This is a genomic window from Bradyrhizobium sp. S3.7.6 (genome assembly GCF_054061875.1).
The window spans coordinates 8,697,174-8,713,771 of the sequence record NZ_JBSSEQ010000001.1 but is presented as its reverse complement, the minus strand read 5'-3'; the positions used below and the strand labels follow the sequence as shown (position 1 = coordinate 8,713,771).

The 16,598-nt window shown below is 64.3% G+C and carries 15 protein-coding genes; 10 read left to right on the top strand and 5 right to left on the bottom strand.

The window, feature by feature from the left end; translation table 11 throughout:
- Positions 1–76: 76 nt before the first annotated feature.
- Both ACVJ5M_RS42060 and ACVJ5M_RS42055 read left to right on the top strand, forming a co-directional pair.
- Positions 77–1,204 carry an alkene reductase gene (locus tag ACVJ5M_RS42060; RefSeq protein ID WP_063985673.1) on the top strand — a complete coding sequence of 376 codons (1,128 nt, stop codon included), beginning with the start codon at positions 77–79 and terminating at the stop codon, positions 1,202–1,204.
- A gap of 226 nt (positions 1,205–1,430) precedes the next feature.
- Positions 1,431–1,937: a GFA family protein gene (locus tag ACVJ5M_RS42055; RefSeq protein ID WP_231143646.1), complete on the top strand. Its 507-nt coding sequence runs from the start codon at positions 1,431–1,433 to the stop codon at positions 1,935–1,937.
- Here the strand turns inward: ACVJ5M_RS42055 and ACVJ5M_RS42050 are convergent.
- Positions 1,891–2,430 (bottom strand): TfoX/Sxy family protein, encoded by a 540-nt coding sequence (locus tag ACVJ5M_RS42050; RefSeq protein ID WP_231143645.1) that lies wholly within the window; start codon positions 2,428–2,430, stop codon positions 1,891–1,893. The genes ACVJ5M_RS42055 and ACVJ5M_RS42050 overlap by 47 nt on opposite strands.
- Before the next feature lie 43 nt (positions 2,431–2,473).
- Here ACVJ5M_RS42050 and ACVJ5M_RS42045 point away from each other — a divergent pair, with 43 nt between their 5' ends.
- Complete coding sequence (locus ACVJ5M_RS42045) at positions 2,474–4,135, top strand: thiamine pyrophosphate-binding protein (RefSeq protein ID WP_354098019.1); 1,662 nt, start codon at positions 2,474–2,476, stop codon at positions 4,133–4,135.
- A gap of 226 nt (positions 4,136–4,361) precedes the next feature.
- Here ACVJ5M_RS42045 and ACVJ5M_RS42040 read toward each other — a convergent pair whose 3' ends face one another.
- On the bottom strand, positions 4,362–5,741 hold the full coding sequence (locus ACVJ5M_RS42040; protein ID WP_063985670.1) for an LLM class flavin-dependent oxidoreductase: 1,380 nt from the start codon (positions 5,739–5,741) through the stop codon (positions 4,362–4,364).
- A 296-nt stretch (positions 5,742–6,037) separates the two neighbouring features.
- Between ACVJ5M_RS42040 and ACVJ5M_RS42035 the strand changes: the two genes are divergently transcribed.
- The 6 genes from ACVJ5M_RS42035 to ACVJ5M_RS42010 all read left to right on the top strand — a co-directional run bounded on the left by ACVJ5M_RS42035 (position 6,038) and on the right by ACVJ5M_RS42010 (position 11,919).
- On the top strand, positions 6,038–7,423 hold the full coding sequence (locus ACVJ5M_RS42035; protein ID WP_063985669.1) for a M20 family metallopeptidase: 1,386 nt from the start codon (positions 6,038–6,040) through the stop codon (positions 7,421–7,423).
- Between the two features lie 100 nt (positions 7,424–7,523).
- Positions 7,524–8,435, top strand: a complete 912-nt coding sequence (locus ACVJ5M_RS42030; protein WP_063985668.1) for an amino acid ABC transporter substrate-binding protein — start codon at positions 7,524–7,526, stop codon at positions 8,433–8,435.
- 245 nt (positions 8,436–8,680) lie between these two features.
- Positions 8,681–9,412, top strand: coding sequence for an amino acid ABC transporter permease (locus ACVJ5M_RS42025; protein WP_063985667.1), 732 nt, complete (start codon positions 8,681–8,683; stop codon positions 9,410–9,412).
- Between the two features lie 4 nt (positions 9,413–9,416).
- Positions 9,417–10,109: an amino acid ABC transporter permease gene (locus ACVJ5M_RS42020; RefSeq protein WP_063985666.1), complete on the top strand. Its 693-nt coding sequence runs from the start codon at positions 9,417–9,419 to the stop codon at positions 10,107–10,109.
- A 12-nt stretch (positions 10,110–10,121) separates the two neighbouring features.
- Complete coding sequence (locus ACVJ5M_RS42015) at positions 10,122–10,853, top strand: amino acid ABC transporter ATP-binding protein (RefSeq protein WP_014491857.1); 732 nt, start codon at positions 10,122–10,124, stop codon at positions 10,851–10,853.
- Between the two features lie 205 nt (positions 10,854–11,058).
- The gene (locus tag ACVJ5M_RS42010) at positions 11,059–11,919 is read left to right on the top strand and encodes a D-amino-acid transaminase (protein WP_063985665.1); all 861 of its coding nucleotides are present in this window, start codon (positions 11,059–11,061) and stop codon (positions 11,917–11,919) included.
- A 140-nt stretch (positions 11,920–12,059) separates the two neighbouring features.
- Here the strand turns inward: ACVJ5M_RS42010 and ACVJ5M_RS42005 are convergent, their stop codons facing one another.
- The 3 genes from ACVJ5M_RS42005 to ACVJ5M_RS41995 all read right to left on the bottom strand — a co-directional run bounded on the left by ACVJ5M_RS42005 (position 12,060) and on the right by ACVJ5M_RS41995 (position 15,446).
- Positions 12,060–12,521 (bottom strand): carboxymuconolactone decarboxylase family protein, encoded by a 462-nt coding sequence (locus ACVJ5M_RS42005; RefSeq protein ID WP_007615070.1) that lies wholly within the window; start codon positions 12,519–12,521, stop codon positions 12,060–12,062.
- A gap of 40 nt (positions 12,522–12,561) precedes the next feature.
- A complete protein-coding gene (locus tag ACVJ5M_RS42000) occupies positions 12,562–14,178 on the bottom strand; it encodes an MDR family MFS transporter (protein WP_354099989.1) in 1,617 nt (538 codons plus the stop codon).
- Positions 14,179–14,294: 116 nt separating this feature from the next.
- Positions 14,295–15,446 (bottom strand): HlyD family secretion protein, encoded by a 1,152-nt coding sequence (locus ACVJ5M_RS41995; protein ID WP_063985663.1) that lies wholly within the window; start codon positions 15,444–15,446, stop codon positions 14,295–14,297.
- Positions 15,447–15,587: 141 nt separating this feature from the next.
- Here ACVJ5M_RS41995 and ACVJ5M_RS41990 point away from each other — a divergent pair, with 141 nt between their 5' ends.
- Complete coding sequence (locus ACVJ5M_RS41990) at positions 15,588–16,496, top strand: LysR family transcriptional regulator (protein WP_063985662.1); 909 nt, start codon at positions 15,588–15,590, stop codon at positions 16,494–16,496.
- Positions 16,497–16,598 lie beyond the last annotated feature (102 nt).

Genomic DNA, 16,598 nt, shown 5'->3' with positions numbered 1-16,598 from the left:
TAATGGGGCGGCGCCTTTTCCAGGGGCCGCCCCTCGCTATATGATCCGCATCCTTCCATAGCCGTCTGAGGCCCACATGAAATTCGAGGCGTTGTTCAAACCGTTGCAGGTCGGTCCGTACAAGCTGGCGCATCGCGTCGCGTTGGCGCCGCTGACGCGCATGCGCGCCGAGCGCGAGAGTTTTTCGCCGCGGCCGCTCAACGCCGAATATTACGGTCAGCGCGCCACGCAAGGCGGCTTGATTATCGCTGAAGCGTCCCCCGTGCTCTCGCACGGCCGCGGCAACCCCGCGACGCCCGGCATCTATTCGGAGGCGCAGATCGCCGGCTGGCGCAAGGTGACGGATGCCGTGCACGCCAAGGGCGGCATCATCTTCCTCCAGCTCTGGCATGTCGGCCGCGTCTCGCATTCGTCCTTCCACGGCGGTGAGCCGCCGGTCTCGGCTTCGGCGATTGCGATCAAGGCCGAAGGCATGAAGGCGATGACCGCAGACGGCAAGATCGCCGACTACGAATCGCCGCGCGCGCTGGAGACTGATGAAGTCAAGGGCATCGTCGAGGCCTTCCGGCAGGGCGCCAAGAACGCGCTCGCCGCCGGCTTCGACGGTGTCGAGATCCACGGCGCCAACGGCTATCTGCTCGAGCAGTTCCTGCAGTCGCGCAGCAACCAGCGCACCGATCAATATGGTGGCGGAATCGAGAACCGCGCGCGGCTTCTGCTCGAAGTCACGCAAGCGGCCATCGACGTCTGGGGCGCGAACCGCGTCGGCGTGCGGCTGTCGCCCCACGGCATCGCCAATGATTCCGGTGAGCCCGATCCGATGCCGCTTTACACGCACGTCGTGAAGGCGATCGACAAGCTCGGCCTTGCCTATCTTCACTTCATCGAGCCGCGCTCCAGCGGCGCCGGCCGTGCCGACGTCCACTGGGAGAACGTGCCCTCCGCAATGGTGCTGTTCCGCCCGCTCTACAGCGGCGTGCTGATGACCGCCGGCGGCTTCACCGGCGAGACCGCGAATGCGGCGATCGCCGACGGCCACGCCGACATCATCGCCTTCGGCCGCATCTTCATCTCCAACCCCGATCTGCCGCGCCGCCTTCGGCACGACTATCCGATCACGCCGTATAACCGCGCGACGTTCTACGGCGGCGAGGAGAAGGGGTATACGGATTACCCGGTGTATGACGAGCTCGCGACGGCGTAGAGACCTTCGTAGCCCGGATGGAGCGCAGCGAAATCCGGGTTTCTCACCTCGCCGATAGACTTACCCGGATTGCGCTTCGCTCCATCCGGGCTACAGGTCTATATTCGTAGCTCCGACGAGCCCACAAACTCCGTCATTGCGAGCGTAGCGAAGCAATCCAGAGTCTTTCCGCAGAGGCAGTCTGGATTGCTTCGCTGCGCTCGCAATGACGACGGAAGGACCTACCATGGCCAAAGCCGCAGTCGCCGCAGGAACCGCCACCGGCCAATGCCTCTGCGGCAAGGTCACCTTCGAGATCGACGTCCCCGCGCGTTGGGCCTGGCATGATCATTCGGCCGCTAGCCGCCGCGCGCACGGCGCGGCCTATGCGACCTATGTCGGAAGCTGGAAGAAGCGCTTTCGCATCACCTCGGGGAAAACCGCGCTCGCCCGCTACGAGGACAAGGCGACCAGGACCGCGCGCAGCTTCTGCGCCCATTGTGGCACGCCGATCGCGTACGAGCGGCCGCGCGGACCGCACATGGTCAACATCCCCCGGGCGCTGTTCAACGAGCGCACCGGCCGCCAGCCGCTCTATCACATCGCGATCGAAGAGCTCCAGGAATGGGCCTATACCGGCGAGCCGCTGGTGCCGCTGAAGGGCTTTCCCGGTGTGGTCTGGCAGCGCTCGAAAAAGAAGAAGCGCGCTAGCGGCGAAGACCCTTTCGAGCTCGGCCGCGAGGAGGTGCTTTAGCCTTGGCGGCGACCTTGGTCTTCGCCGCAACAGCCTTCCGCGGCGCCGCTTTGCGTCCCGTGGCATTCGCCGCCACGAAGTCGAGCCCGCGCTTGACCCATTTTTTCAGATCGGCATCGCTCTGATAGCCGTCCGGCGCGACGCGTACAAAGCCGGTCATGATGCGCCCGCGCATTTCCATCGGGCTTGTGTGCGGCTCCTGCAGCATGCGTGCATGCGCTTCCGGGCCGACACGGATCAGCATGCCGCCGCGCCCGCTTACGGTGCAGCACATGGTGTTGTTCACCATGAAGCAGAGGCCGCCCATCATCTTCTTTTCCGCGACGTCTCGCTGACCCGCCAGCAATTTGCGCACCCGCGCCGCGGTGTTCTCGTCATAGGCCATCGCGTCTCCCCGTGCAGGTTTACGCCCGAGCATGTTCCCAGCTTGCCCGCGCCGACGCAAGTCTGCCATGACGGCGCTTCCTTGCGTGCCTCGGCCAAGTTCGGCCATCATGCCTCACCTTGCGGCAGCGCCCGCGGGGCCTGGAGGAAACATGAAGAACAAGATTACCGGCCGCTCCGCTTTTCTCGCGCTGCTCAAGGACGAGGGCATCACCCATCTGTTCGGCAATCCCGGCACCACCGAGCTGCCGATCATGCATGCGCTGAAGGACCATCCTGATCTCACCTATGTGATGGCAATGCAGGAGAGCCTGGTGGTGGCGATCGCGGATGGCTACAGCCGCGCCTCCGGCAAGCTCGTCGCCTGCAACGTCCATGTCGCGCCGGGGCTCGGCAACGCGATGGGCTCGCTCTACAACGCCCAGTTCACGGGCACGCCGATGATCCTGACCGCCGGCCAGCAGGAGCAGGGCCACGGCCTGATGGAGCCGGTGCTTTATGGCCCGCTGGTGCGGATGGCCGAGCCGCTGGTGAAATGGGCGGTCGAGGTGACGCGGCTGGAAGATCTGCCGCGCATCGTGCGCCGCGCCGCGAAGGTCGCGATGACGCCACCGACCGGGCCGGTGTTCATCTCGCTGCCGGGCGACATCCTCAACAGCGAGGCCGGCATCGATCTCGGCCGCTCCACCCGGATCGACGCCCGCGTAAAGCCGTCGGACGAGGCGCTGAAGGCGTTTGCCGCGCGGCTGCTCAAGGCCGAACGTCCCGTCATCGTCACCATGGACGAGGTGGTCAAGAGCGATGCGCTGAAGGAGGCCGCCGAACTCGCCGAGCTGCTTGGTGCGGCCGCCTATCAGTCCTCGACGCCCTACGGCTCGCATTTCCTCTCGGAAAGCCCGAGCTTCCTCGGCACGCTGGCCCGCGTGCAGAAGGTCGCGCGCGACATGCTTGCGCCGTATGACCTCCTGGTCGCACTCGGTGGCGATCCCTTGCGGATGTCGGTCTATAGCGAGGTCGATGCGCTGCCTGACGGACTCGGCATCGTGCAGATCGGCCTGGTCGATTGGGAGATCGCCAAGAACTACGGGGCTGAAATCGCGCTGAAGGCGGATCTGAAGGAAACGCTGCGGGCGCTGATCCCGGTGCTGAAGGAGATGGGCGGCGCTGCGCTGGCAAGCCGTGCAAAGCAGCGCCTCGCCGAACTCGCGCCCAAGAACTGGACCGCGCGGCGTGCCGCGCTGGTCGAGCAGATCGGCAAGAGCGCCGGCCGCAGCCCGATCGATCCGGATTTCCTGGTGCTGCAAATGATCGAGGCCATGCCCGATCATGCGATCCTCGTCGACGAAGGGCTCACCTCGAGCCGCCAGATCACGGCGCTGCGTCCGCATCGCGACCGCTTCGGCTATCATGGGCTTGCCTCCGGCGGCATCGGCTGGGGCCTGCCGGCCTCCGTCGGCGCCAGCATCGCCAATCCGGATCGCCCGGTGGTGTGCTTCTCCGGCGACGGCAGCGCGATGTATTCGATCCAGTCGCTGTGGACGGCGGCGCATCACAAGCTGCCGCTCAACGTCGTCATCGCCAACAATGGCGGCTACCGCATCATCAAGCAGCGCCTGCTCGCCTTCCATGGTGACGACAATTACGTCGGCATGGATTTCGTCGATCCGCCGGTGGATTTCGCAGGGATCGCGAAGGCGCTCGGCTGCGAGGCGATCAAGGTGAGTGATCCCAGTGAGCTGAAGGCGACGCTGTCGTCGGCGTTCAACCGCCCCGGAACGAAGCTGATCGAGGTAATAGTGGACGGGAAGCTGTAGCGCAGCGCGCCATCGCGTCGGTGCTCGCCACGTTCTCAGCTGTCATCGCCCGACTTGATCGGGCGATCCAGTATTCCAGAGACGGCTGTGATTCCTCGATAGGCCGCGGCGTACTGGATGCCCCGGTCCCGGCTCCGCCAAGGCTACGCCGGGGCCACAAGGGTGCTCGGCCGCCGAAGCCTTTTGGCGAAGGCGGCAAGCCGGGGCATGACAGCGTACCTCGCGGCTAACCCTTCTTCCCCACCCGATACCCCGCAGCCGGATGCGGCGCACCGAGCCTTGCGCGGCCGTCGCCGAACAGCTTCTCCCGCAATGTGCCCTTTGCGTATTCCGGCTTGTAGCGGCCGCGCTTGGTCAGCTCCGGCACCAGCATGTCGGCGATGTCCTCGAAATCGCCGGGCGAGATCGCGAACGCGACATTCAGCCCGTCGACGTCGGTCTTCTCGAACCAATCCTCGATCTTGTCGGCGACGCTCTCGGGCGTGCCGACCACGACCGGGCCGGCGCCACCGATGCCGACATGCTCGATGACGTCGCGGACGGTCCAGACGCGGTCGGGGTCGCCGCGCGTGACGTTGTCGAGTGCGCTGCGGCCGGCATCGTTCTGGACGTGACGCACCTGCTGGTCGAGCTCGTAGCCGGAGAAGTCGATGCCGGTCCATCCCGACATCAGGGCCAGCGCGCCTTCCGGACTGATATGCGACCGGTAGTCGGCATACTTGGCCGCCGCTTCGGCTTCCGTGTTGCCGAGGATGATCGTCATCATGTTGAACATCAGGATCTCCGCCGGGTTTCGGCCGAGCGCGGCGGCTTCCTGGCGGATCGCGGAGACGCGCGGCGCAATGATCTTGGCCGACGGTCCCGACATGAACACGCATTCGGCATGCTTCGCCGCGAACTGCCGCCCGCGCGGCGAGGTGCCGGCCTGGTACAGCACCGGCGTCCGCTGCGGCGACGGCTCGCTGAGGTGGATGGTGTTGTTGATGCGGTAATTCGCGCTCTCATGATTGATGCGATGAACCTTGCTCGGATCGGTGAAGATGCCGCGCGCCCGGTCGCGCAGCACGGCGTCGTCCTCCCAGCTGCCTTCCCATAGCTTGTAGACCACCTCCATATATTCGTCGGCGATGTCGTAGCGGTCGTCGTGTCCGGTCTGCTTGTCCTTGCCGGCGCCGCGCGCGGCGCTGTCGAGATAGCCGGTGACGACGTTCCAGCCGATCCGTCCCTCGGTGAGATGGTCGAGTGTCGACATCCGCCGCGCGAACGGGTAGGGCGGCTCGAAGGACAGGTTGCTGGTAACGCCGAAGCCGAGATTTTTCGTCACCGCCGCCATCGCCGAGAGCAGCAGCAGCGGCTCGTTCGACGGCGTCTGCGCTGCATTGCGCAAGGCCGCGTCAGGGCTGCTGCCATAGACGTCGTAGACGCCGAGCACGTCGGCCAGGAACAACCCGTCGAAACGGCCGCGTTCCAGCGTCCTGGCGAGATCGATCCAGTAGGGCAGGCGGTTATATTCGGCGGTGCGATCGCGCGGGTGGGTCCACAGCCCGGGTGATTGATGCGCGACGCAATTCATCGCAAAGGCGTTGAGCCTGATCTGCTTGGCCATGATGATCCCCCGGCGCCCTGTACCGAGCGCTCTTCGAATGATAAACGTGCGCCTCAACTTGGCGAAGTTCTTGCATATTCTTGGCCCTTGGCAAGGGCCAAGAATAGAAAGGCTTGCGCTTGGCAAGGCCAAAATCAGCGGCGCTCCCGCTCTTGGCAAGCCAATCTCAAGAGAGCAAGAACGAAATCGCAAGAGAACTACAAGAGAACTCCAAGAACTGTCCAAGTCCCCGCCACTTTCGAAGGGCTACCTGTCTCAGGTAAGGTCCTTCGTCCCAACGCCTCGAAAAACCAGCCATGACCAGAGCCGACGCCATCTCCCGCGCCCGTGAGGATTTCAAATCCGGCGCGTTCCTCGCTGAACTCGACCGCCGCGTCGCCTTCAAGACCGAAAGCCAGAATCCGTCGCGCGGCGCCGAACTGCGTTCCTATCTGGAACAGGAGATGATCCCCTCCTTTGCTGCGCTCGACTTTACCAGCCGCATCGTCGAATCCCCGAGCGGCAAGGCGCCGTTCCTGTTCGCCGAGCATCATGAGAGCGCGTCAGCGCCAACCGTGCTGATCTACGGCCATGGTGACGTCGTCGACGGCATGGAGGGGGAGTGGCGCGACGGCCGCGATCCCTGGCGCACGACGGTTGCGGGCACGCGGCTCTATGGCCGTGGCACCGCCGACAACAAGGGCCAGCACAGCATCAACATGGCGGCACTCCGCGCGGTGCGCGAGGCCCGCGGCGGCAAGCTCGGCTTCAACGCAAAATTCATCGTCGAAATGGGCGAGGAGATCGGCTCGCCCGATCTCGGCAAGGTCTGCGACCTCAATCGCGATGCGCTCAAGGCCGATCTGTTCATGGCGTCCGACGGACCGCGCCTGTCGGCCGACCGGCCGACCTTGTTCCTGGGCTGCCGTGGCGGCATCCGCATTCATCTCGACGTCAATCTGCGCGACGGCGGCCATCATTCCGGCAATTGGGGCGGCGTGCTCGCCAACCCCGCGACCATTCTCGTCAACGCGATCTCGACGCTGGTCGACGGCCATGGCCGGCTTCAGCTCGACGCGCTGAAGCCGCCGCGGCTCACCAACCAGATCCGCAGCTATCTCGCCGACGTGCAGGTGGTGCCGACCGAGGACGAGCCGGCGCTCGCGGAGAACTGGGGCGAGGAAGGGCTGTCGGCCGCCGAGCGGCTCTATGCCTGGAACACGCTCGAAGTGCTGGCGATGTCGTCCGGTAATATCGAGAAGCCCGCGAATGCCATCCCCGGCCACGCCAATGCCGTGCTGCAACTGCGTTTCGTGGTCGGCACCAAGGTCGACGGCCTGATCGATGCCGTCCGCGCGCATCTGGTGCAAAAGGGTTTTCCGATGGTCGAGGTACGGGCCGCCCAGAGCTTTGCGGCGTCGCGCACCGATTTCGACAGCCCCTGGATCACATGGGCGGCGGATTCGGTGAAAGAGACCACCGGCAAGGCGCCGGCCGTTTTGCCGAATTTCGGCGGCTCGCTGCCCAACGACGTGTTTTCCGAGATCCTGGGCCTGCCGACGATCTGGGTCCCGCACTCCTATCCCGGCTGCTCCCAGCATGCGCCCAATGAGCACATCCTGCTGCCATTGACCGAAGAGGCCTTGACGGTGATGGCCGGGCTGTTCTGGGATCTCGGGGAATTGCCCAAGCCACTCGGCTGAGCCATTAACCTGAGCCGCAATCCAGCCGAAAGTCACATTCTAATCCGGCCCAATCTGTGCTTGCATCCGGGCCGCATCATCCTGAAAGGGGAATAAAAAAGTGAGACATTTCCGTAGCATCGGCCTCGCGCTCGCCGCGACCTTCGCCGTCAGCCAGGCCGGGGCCCAGGAGCTGACCGGCACGCTGAAGAACATCAAGGACACCGGCGCCATCACGCTCGGCTTCCGCGATTCCTCGATCCCGTTCTCCTATCTCGACGACAACCAGAAGCCCGTCGGGTTCGCGATGGACATCTGCTACAAGATCGTCGACGCCGTGAAGAAGGAGCTCAAGCTCGACAAGCTCGAGGTCAAGCTCAATCCGGTGACTTCGGCGACCCGTATTCCGCTGATGGCCAACGGCACGATCGACCTCGAATGCGGCTCGACCACCAACAATGCCGACCGCCAAAAGCAGGTGGCCTTCACCAACACGCACTATCTGACTGCCAGCCGCTACGTCTTCAAGAAGTCGAGCGGCCTGAAGTCGATCGACGATCTCAAGGGCAAGACGGTGGTCTCCACCGCCGGCACCACCAACATCAAGCAGCTCACCGAGGCCAATGTCGCGAAGAGCCTGGGTGCCAATATCATCCCGGCCAAAGACCATGCCGAGGCCTTCCTGATGGTCGAGACCGACCGCGCGGTCGCCTTCGTGATGGACGACGTTCTGCTCGCGAGCCTCGTTGCCGGCTCGAAGACGCCGGACGACTATGTCATCTCCAAGGACGCGTTCTCCAAGCCTGAGCCCTACGGCATCATGCTGCGCAAGGACGACGCGCCGTTCAAGAAGGTGGTCGATGCAGCAACCGCTGCGCTCTACACCTCCGGCGAGGGCCTGAAAATCTACGATAAGTGGTTCACGGCCAAGATCCCGCCGAAGGGCCTCAACCTCAACACCCCGATCTCGGCCGAGCTGAAGAACGAGTTCGCGAAACCTTCGGACTCGCCGAACCCGGACGACTATAAGTAAGATGCTGTTTGCCTCTCCCCGCGTGCGGGGAGAGGCCGGAATTCGCGCGGGACGCGCGGATTCCGGGTGAGGGGGACTCTCCACGAGTCCAACTATCACCTCCCTGGTGGAGAGCCCCCCTCACCCGAACCCTCTCCCCGCAAGCGGGGAGAGGGAAGATACTCCGGCCATTCTGGAGGGAGAGTGGCCGGACATTTGCATAGGCGCCGGGACATCCATAGCTGGCGCGTTCGCGCGGGGGACACGTGAACTACCACTGGAACTGGGGAATCTTCTTCGAGCCGAACCCGATGGGGACCGGCACCTATCTCGATATGCTGCTGTCGGGACTGGTGTTGACCCTCAAGACGGCGGCGCTCGCCTGGATCATCGCGCTGATCTTCGGCTCGCTCGTCGGCGTCATGCGCACGCTGCCGTCCAAGGGCGCCTACTGGTTCGGCTTCTGCTGGGTCGAGTTCTTCCGCAACATGCCGCTGCTGGTGCAGCTGTTCCTGTGGTTCTTCGTGCTGCCGGAATTGCTGCCGAAGGCCGCCGGCCTCTGGCTGAAGCAGCTGCCGAACGCGCCGTTCTGGACGGCCGCGATCGGCATCGGCTTCTTCATGTCGGCCCGCGTCGCGATACAATTGCAGGCCGGTATCGGCTCGCTGCCGCGCGGCCAAAAAATGGCGGCGACCGCGCTCGGGCTGACCACCGTGCAAGGCTATCGCTACGTGCTGCTGCCGATGGCGTTCCGCATCATCCTGCCGCCGCTGACCTCCGAGTTCCTCAACACCATCAAGAACACCGCTGTCGCCATCACGATCGGCCTGATCGAGTTGACTGGTCAGGCGCGCTCGATGCAGGAATTCTCGTTCCAGGTGTTCGAGGCTTTCACGGCCGCGACCTTGCTCTATCTCCTTGTCAACGCCATTGTCGTGACGGCGATGCGCTTCCTCGAGCGCTGGGTCGCGATCCCCGGCTACATTACGGGGAAATAGCACCATGTTCAGCAATCTCGATTTCGAGGTCATCCGCCGCTCGCTGCCCTATCTGTTCTACGAGGGCATGACCTTCACGGTGACGCTGACGGCGCTCGCCGCCTTCGGCGGCCTGATCTTCGGCACGGCGATCGCCCTGATGCGGCTGTCCGGCTACAAGACACTCGGGCGCATCGCGGGTGTCTATGTCGACTTCATGCGCTCGCTGCCGCTGGTGCTGGTGATCTTCTGGTTCTATTTCCTGGTGCCCTATATCGGGCAGTGGGTGACCGGCGCCTCGCGTCCGATCAGCGTCGGCGCGTTCGCATCCTCGCTCATCACCTTCATCATGTTCGAGGCGGCGTACTTCTCCGAGATCATGCGCGCCGGGATCCAGTCGATCTCGCGCGGCCAGCCGGCCGCCGCCAACGCGCTCGGCCTGACTTACGCGCAGACCATGCGCTACGTCGTGCTGCCGCAGGCGTTCCGCAACATGCTGCCGGTGCTGCTGACGCAGACCATCGTGCTGTTCCAGGACACCTCGCTGGTCTATGTGCTGTCGATCCCGGACTTCCTCGGCGCGGCCAGCAAGGTCGCGCAGCGCGATGGCCGTCTGGTCGAGATGTATCTGTTTGCCGCCGTCGTCTACTTCACCATTTCCTGCATCGCGTCTTTCGGCGTTCGCCGCCTCCAGTCGCGCATCGCCATCATTCGATAGAGCGCATCGGTCATGATCGAAATCAGCCACGTCAACAAATGGTACACCCCGACCTTCCAGGTGCTGACCGACTGCACCACCAGCGTGACCAAGGGCGAGGTCGTCGTGGTCTGCGGCCCCTCGGGCTCGGGCAAGTCGACGCTGATCAAATGCGTCAATGCGCTGGAGCCGTTCCAGGAGGGCGACATCAGCGTCGACGGCACCAAGGTCAATGACCCCAAGACCAATTTGCCGAAACTGCGTTCGCGCGTCGGCATGGTGTTCCAGCACTTCGAGCTGTTCCCGCACCTGAAGATCATCGACAACCTCTGCCTCGCGCAGCAGAAGGTGCTGGGACGGTCGTCCGACACGGCTGTGGCAAAGGGTATGCAGCTCCTGGACCGCGTCGGCTTGAAGGAGCAGGCGCAGAAATTTCCGGCGCAGCTCTCCGGCGGCCAGCAGCAGCGCGTCGCGATCGCCCGCGCGCTTGCCATGGACCCGATCGTCATGCTGTTCGATGAGCCGACCTCGGCGCTCGACCCCGAGATGGTGAGCGAGGTGCTCGACGTCATGGTCGATCTCGCCCGCGAAGGCATGACCATGATGGTCGTCACCCACGAGATGGGCTTTGCCCGCAAGGTCGCCAACCGCGTCATCTTCATGGACCGCGGCGAGATCGTCGAGGACGCGGCGAAGGAGGACTTCTTCGGCAAGCCGCGCAGCGACCGCGCGCAGAAGTTCCTGTCGAAGATTTTGTCGCATTAACCTCTGCTGTCGTTCCGGGACGCGCCTCGTGGCGCGGGTCCGGAATCCATAACCACCGGCCGGGGTTATGGATTCTCTGATGCGCAATTGCGCATCAAAGCTCGTCGCTTCGCGCCGCCCCGGAATGACGGGTTGAGGGTTTCGTGGCCCCAACAAATCCCGTATACGAACTGGCAAATTCCCCACTCCCGCCAGGAGACCTGCCTTGGACTCGATCGCCTACGTCAACGGCTCATTCGTCCCGCTCTCGGACGCCAAGATCTCGGTGCTTGATCGCGGCTTCCTGTTCGCCGACGGCATCTACGAGGTCTCGGCCGTGCTCGACGGCAAGCTGGTCGACAATGCTTCGCACCTGACGCGCCTGGAGCGCTCGGTCGGCGAGATCAAGCTGAAGTTGCCGGAGACGGTCGAGCGCATCACCGAGCTCCAGAAGGAGCTGATCGCGCGCAACAAGGTCGAGAACGGCCTCGTCTATCTGCAGGTCACGCGCGGCGCCGACAAGGGCCGCGACTTCGCCTTTCCCAAGGGCGACGTCAAGTCGAGCCTGGTGATGTTCACCTCCGAGAAGGACATCATCAACGCCGCCTCGGCCAAGACCGGCATCAACGTGATCACCGTGCCTGACATCCGCTGGGAGCGGCGCGACATCAAGAGCGTGGCACTGCTCGCGCAGGTTCTGGCGAAGCAGGCCGCGGCCGAAGCCGGCGCCGGCGAGGCCTGGATGCTGGAAGACGGCTACGTCACCGAGGGCGGCTCGTCCTCGGCGTTCATCCTGACCAAGGACGACGTCATCGTGACCCGCAAGAACTCCAACGCGATCCTGCCGGGCTGCACCCGCAAGGCCGTGGTGGCGCTCGCCGAAGAGCGGCAGCTCCGCGTCGAGGAACGTTCCTTCACGGTCGCCGAGGCGCTCGCCGCCAAGGAAGCCTTCGCCACCTCGGCGTCGCTGTTCGTCCAGCCGGTGGTTGCGATCGACGGCAAGAAGGTCGCCGACGGCAAGCCCGGCCCGATGGCCACGCGTCTGCGGGAGATCTATATCGAGTTCGCCAAGGCGACGGCGGTTTAGGCCGCAAACTCCGCTATCGTAGGGTGGGCAAAGCGAAGCGTGCCCACCACTCCTTCAGCGAAGGCGTCAGAAGACGTGGGCACGGCGCAAGTGCGCCTTTGCCCACCCTACGAGATTTGCGCGCAAGGCGGCGTTGCGGCCTACGCCACCGACGCCTTCACCTTCACCGGATGGACCGCGCGGAACGCGATCGCGATTCGGTTCCAGGCATTGATGGCCCCGATCAGCATCGTCAGGTTCACCGTCTCCGCATCGGAGAATTGCGCGCGGACCTGCTCGTAGACGTCGTCCGGCGCGTGGGTCTCGGAGATCAGCGTCACTGATTCCGTCCAGGCCAGCGCGGCACGCTCGCGATCGGTATAGAGCGGGGATTCCCGCCAGGCGTTGAGCAGATAGATGCGCTGTTCGGTCTCGCCGCGCTTGCGGGCGTCCTCGGTGTGCATGTTGATGCAGAAGGCGCAGCCGTTGATCTGCGACGCCCGGATCTTGACGAGCTCGATCAGCGATTTCTCGAGTCCCGTGGACTGGATCTGCTCCTCCAGCGCCATCAGCGCCTTCATCGTGTCGGGGGCGGCCTGGTAGAAGTTCATGCGGGGTTTCATGGTCGTTCTCCTTTGCTTGAGTTAGTCTCTTGGGTTGATCTCAGTGAGCTCCGCCAGCCGAGGTCTGGCCGGGTTTCTTCAGGAAGAATACGGCGATCAGGGCCACGATCAGCGCCATGCCGAGCAGATAGAAGGTGTCGCTGAAGGCGAAGATGTAAGCCTGCTTCTGCACGGTGTGGCCGATCGCGACATAGGCGCGATGCGCGGCGTCGGCGCGGCCGAGCACGCCGTGATTGATGAAGTACTGCGTGAGCTGCTCCAGCCGCGTCCGCGTCGCCTGCTCGAACACCGAGACCGACTGCATCAGCACGTTGGAGTGATATTGCTCGCGCTTGGTCAGCAAGGTCTGAAGCAGCGCGATGCCGACGGCGCCGCCGAGATTGCGCATCATGTTGAACAGGCCCGAGGCCGAGCCAGCATTCTCCGCTTCGATGCCGGCGGTCGCCACAGCCGACAACGGCGCCATCACGAGCGCTTGGCCGATCGCACGGACGACATTGGGCCACAACAGCTGGTCGGCAGCGTAATCGTTGGTCATATAAATGTTCAGGAAGTTCGAGGCCGCGAACAGGACGAAGCCGACGCCGATGATGATCCGCGCGTCGAACTTCTGCATCAGGCGCGGCACCAGCGGGATCAGCACGAGTTGCGGCAGTCCGGTCCAGGCCAGCACCATGCCGATCTGCTCGGCATTGTAGCCCTGGATGCGCGCCAGATATTGCGGGAGGATGAACACCGAACCGTAGAGCGCGACACCGAGCAGGAAGTTCGCGAGCATGCCGAAGCCGAAATTGCGGCGCACCAGCAGGCGCAAATTGAGCAGCGGCTTCTTCGCCGTGAGCTCGATGATCAGGAAGGCGGTCAGCGCAGCGGCCGCGATGACCGACAGCTTGACGATGAAAGGCGAGCCGAACCAGTCGTCCTTGTTGCCCTCTTCCAGCACGGTCTGAAGCGCCGACAGGCCGATCGCCATGGTGATGATGCCGGCCCAGTCGCCCTCGCGGAGCAGCGCAAGCTTCATGGGCTTGGCGTCGAGTGCGTACCAGAGCATGCCGACCATGATCGCGCCGGGCACGAGGTTGACGTAGAAGATGTACTGCCAGCCGAAATTCTCGGTGAGATAGCCGCCGATGGTCGGGCCGATCGCCGGTGCGAACGTCGCCGACAGCGCGAACAGCGCGAGGCCGACGGGCTGCTTCGCCCGAGGCAACAGCGTGATGATGAGCGTGAAGGCCATCGGGATCAGCACGCCGCCGGTGAAACCCTGCACCGCGCGCAGCACGATCATTTGCGGCAGGTCCTGCGCTAGCGCGCAGGCCGCGGACAGAACCAGGAACAGGACCGCATTGGTGAGCAGATAGATGCGGATCGAGAATACCTGCGCGAGCCAGCCGGAGAGCGGGATCACCACGATCTCGGCGATCAGATAAGAGGTCGAGATCCAGCCGCCATCGTCGATACCGGCGCCGATCGCGCCCTGAATGTCGGCGAGCGAAGCGTTGACGATCTGGATGTTCAGCACCGCCATGAAGGCGCCGAGAGTCGCGCCGATCACCGCGATCCAGGTCTTTGCGGAAACGGCCGGCGTCGCGGGCGCAGCAGGGGCGGGAATGCTGGCAGCGGAGGCGGCGTCGGCGGTCGGTTGGAGCGTGCTCATGGAAGCCTCGTCTCGGTCATGGAGACAGGATGCATTAGGCGGTTGGTTTCGATAATCGAGGAAGCGTGGGAAGGATCGTCCGGCAGGACTTGATAATCCTGCCGGTCTTCCTCGCCTCAGCCGCCGTTCGGGCGGGGTGTGTTGTCGGCGAGGCGCTTGGCCGTCTCGCGCTCGGCCAGCACAGTCGCCTTGGTGTCGATGGTCGGCACCGCCGACATGCCGGGCCTGAGCAGGCCGGTCAGGCTGTGGTCGTCGAGCACGATCTTCACCGGCACGCGTTGCACGATCTTGGTGAAATTTCCGGTGGCGTTATCGGGCGGCAGCAGCGCGAATTCAAGTCCGCTGGCCGGCGAAAGGCTGTCGACGTGACCGCGCAGCGTGCGGTTGCGAAAACTGTCGACCTGCAGCTCGACCGGCTGGCCCGCACGCACATGCGTGAGCTGCGTCTCCTTGAAGTTCGCGACGACATAGACCGCATCGAGCGGCACCACCGCCATCAATTGCGTGCCGGCCTGCACATACTGGCCGACGCGTAATGAGCGTGCACCGACCGTGCCGTCCACCGGTGCGGTGATCTCGGTGTAGGACAGGTTCAGCTCTGCCTGCTGTGCGACCGCGCGCGCCCGTTCGAGCTGCGCCGTGGCCTGGGCGCGCTGGGTGGTGAGCACATCGACCTTGCGCTGTGCGGCCACCAGGCCCGACTTGGCGTGCTGCAATTGGGCGTTGCTGGCGCGCAGCGCCGCATCGGTCTGTTGCGCACGCTGGATCGTGCCGGAGCCCGACTTCATCAGGTCGTCGTATCGGGCGCGTTCCTCCTGGGCGAATTTCAGATTGGCGTCGGCCGCGGCCACGTCGGCCGTGCTCTGCTCGATGATCGGCTGCTGCAGCTCGAGCTGGGCGTCGATGTTGCGCACCGAGGCTTCGCCGGCGGCGACGTCGGCGCGGGCCTGGTCGAGCGCGGCTTTGAAGTCGCGGTCGTCGATCTTGGCGAGGAGCTGGCCGGCCCGGACCTTCTCGTTGTCGCCAACCAGCACCTTCGCGATGTAGCCGGAAACCTTGGGGGCGACGATGGTGGAATCCGCCTTCACATAGGCGTCGTCGGTGGATTCGAGATAGCGGCCGGTGCTCAGGTAGTTATAGCCGAAGTCGCCGGCCGCGGCGATTCCGAGGGCCAGTGCCAAGCCGATGGCCGCCCGCTTGATCGCCTGCCGGGACGGGCGAAAGCTGATTTTCTGATTGGTTTCAGTGACATAAGAAGCGTTCGACATGGCATCCTCGGAATTCCAAACCGCCCCGGTCCGAACGGTGCGCCGTTGATGCCGGCAAGATGCGCTGTCTTCCCGCTTGTGATAATCCCGGAAGAAATGGAAGCATTATCCACCCATAGCGGATAATCCGGAGCCAGACCGATGGACCGCTTCACCAGTCTCACCGCCTTCGTCCGGGTGGTCGAAAATGGCGGATTTTCCGCCGCCGCCCGCCGGCTCAACATGTCCACGACCATGGTGAGCAACCACGTCCAGGCGCTGGAGGACCGGCTCGGGGTTCGGCTGCTGAACCGCACCACGCGAAAAGTCAGCCTCACCGAAATCGGCAAGGCCTATTACGACCGCTCGACGCAGATCCTCGCCGATCTCGAACAAGCCGATGACATCGCCGGCGCGCTGCAATTGACGCCGCGCGGCACGCTGCGCATTCACACCGCAACCCACATGGTGCCGTTCGTCGCGCCCGTGATGGCCGAATTCCTCGCGACCTATCCGGAGGTGAAGGTCGATCTGCGCATGGGCGAGACCAATGTCGACCTGATCGAGGAGGGCTTTGATCTCGCGCTGCGCATGGTCGCGCCGCCGGACTCCAGCCTGATCGTGCGGAGCCTGGCGACCTGGCGGCACGTGCTGTGCTGCTCGCACGGCTATATCGAGGCGCATGGGCGCGTGCAGACGCTCGAAGAGCTTGCCGGGCACAATTGCGTGCGCCACATCAACTATCCCTTCGACGAGTGGCGCTTCTTCGATCGTAAGGGCACGCCGGCGTCGGTGCGCGTCTCCGGCAACCTGATCACCAACAGCGGCGAAGCGCTCCGTGAGGCGGCGCTACAGGGCGCCGGCATCAGTCTTGCGGCCGGCTTTCTGGTGGGGGATGACCTTGATGCGGGCCGGCTGGTGCGCCTCCTGCCGGAGTACCGGCCGGTCGAGATGTCGATGAACGCGGTCTATCCGCATCGGCATCATCTGTCGGCGAAGGTCAGGACCTTCATCGACATGCTCGTCCAGCACAGCGCCGAGCAGCAGAAGCTGATCAATCCGTATGCGTGAGACGTCGTCGTTCCTCATCCTGAGGAGCGCGGAGCGCGCGTCTCGAAGGATGAAGGCCCTGCTGGTGGCCTCGCCCTTCGAGACGCTTGCTTCGCAAGCTCC

What these genes read in the sequence shown, in the direction of transcription:
- ACVJ5M_RS42060 (WP_063985673.1), top strand. Translation starts at nt 77, where the DNA reads ATGAAATTCGAGGCGTTGTTCAAACCGTTGCAGGTCGGTCCGTACAAG.
- ACVJ5M_RS42055 (WP_231143646.1), top strand. Translation starts at nt 1,431, where the DNA reads ATGGCCAAAGCCGCAGTCGCCGCAGGAACCGCCACCGGCCAATGCCTC.
- ACVJ5M_RS42050 (WP_231143645.1), bottom strand. Translation starts at nt 2,430, where the DNA reads ATGGCCGAACTTGGCCGAGGCACGCAAGGAAGCGCCGTCATGGCAGAC.
- ACVJ5M_RS42045 (WP_354098019.1), top strand. Translation starts at nt 2,474, where the DNA reads ATGAAGAACAAGATTACCGGCCGCTCCGCTTTTCTCGCGCTGCTCAAG.
- ACVJ5M_RS42040 (WP_063985670.1), bottom strand. Translation starts at nt 5,741, where the DNA reads ATGGCCAAGCAGATCAGGCTCAACGCCTTTGCGATGAATTGCGTCGCG.
- ACVJ5M_RS42035 (WP_063985669.1), top strand. Translation starts at nt 6,038, where the DNA reads ATGACCAGAGCCGACGCCATCTCCCGCGCCCGTGAGGATTTCAAATCC.
- ACVJ5M_RS42020 (WP_063985666.1), top strand. Translation starts at nt 9,417, where the DNA reads ATGTTCAGCAATCTCGATTTCGAGGTCATCCGCCGCTCGCTGCCCTAT.
- ACVJ5M_RS42015 (WP_014491857.1), top strand. Translation starts at nt 10,122, where the DNA reads ATGATCGAAATCAGCCACGTCAACAAATGGTACACCCCGACCTTCCAG.
- ACVJ5M_RS42005 (WP_007615070.1), bottom strand. Translation starts at nt 12,521, where the DNA reads ATGAAACCCCGCATGAACTTCTACCAGGCCGCCCCCGACACGATGAAG.
- ACVJ5M_RS42000 (WP_354099989.1), bottom strand. Translation starts at nt 14,178, where the DNA reads ATGAGCACGCTCCAACCGACCGCCGACGCCGCCTCCGCTGCCAGCATT.
- ACVJ5M_RS41995 (WP_063985663.1), bottom strand. Translation starts at nt 15,446, where the DNA reads ATGTCGAACGCTTCTTATGTCACTGAAACCAATCAGAAAATCAGCTTT.
- ACVJ5M_RS41990 (WP_063985662.1), top strand. Translation starts at nt 15,588, where the DNA reads ATGGACCGCTTCACCAGTCTCACCGCCTTCGTCCGGGTGGTCGAAAAT.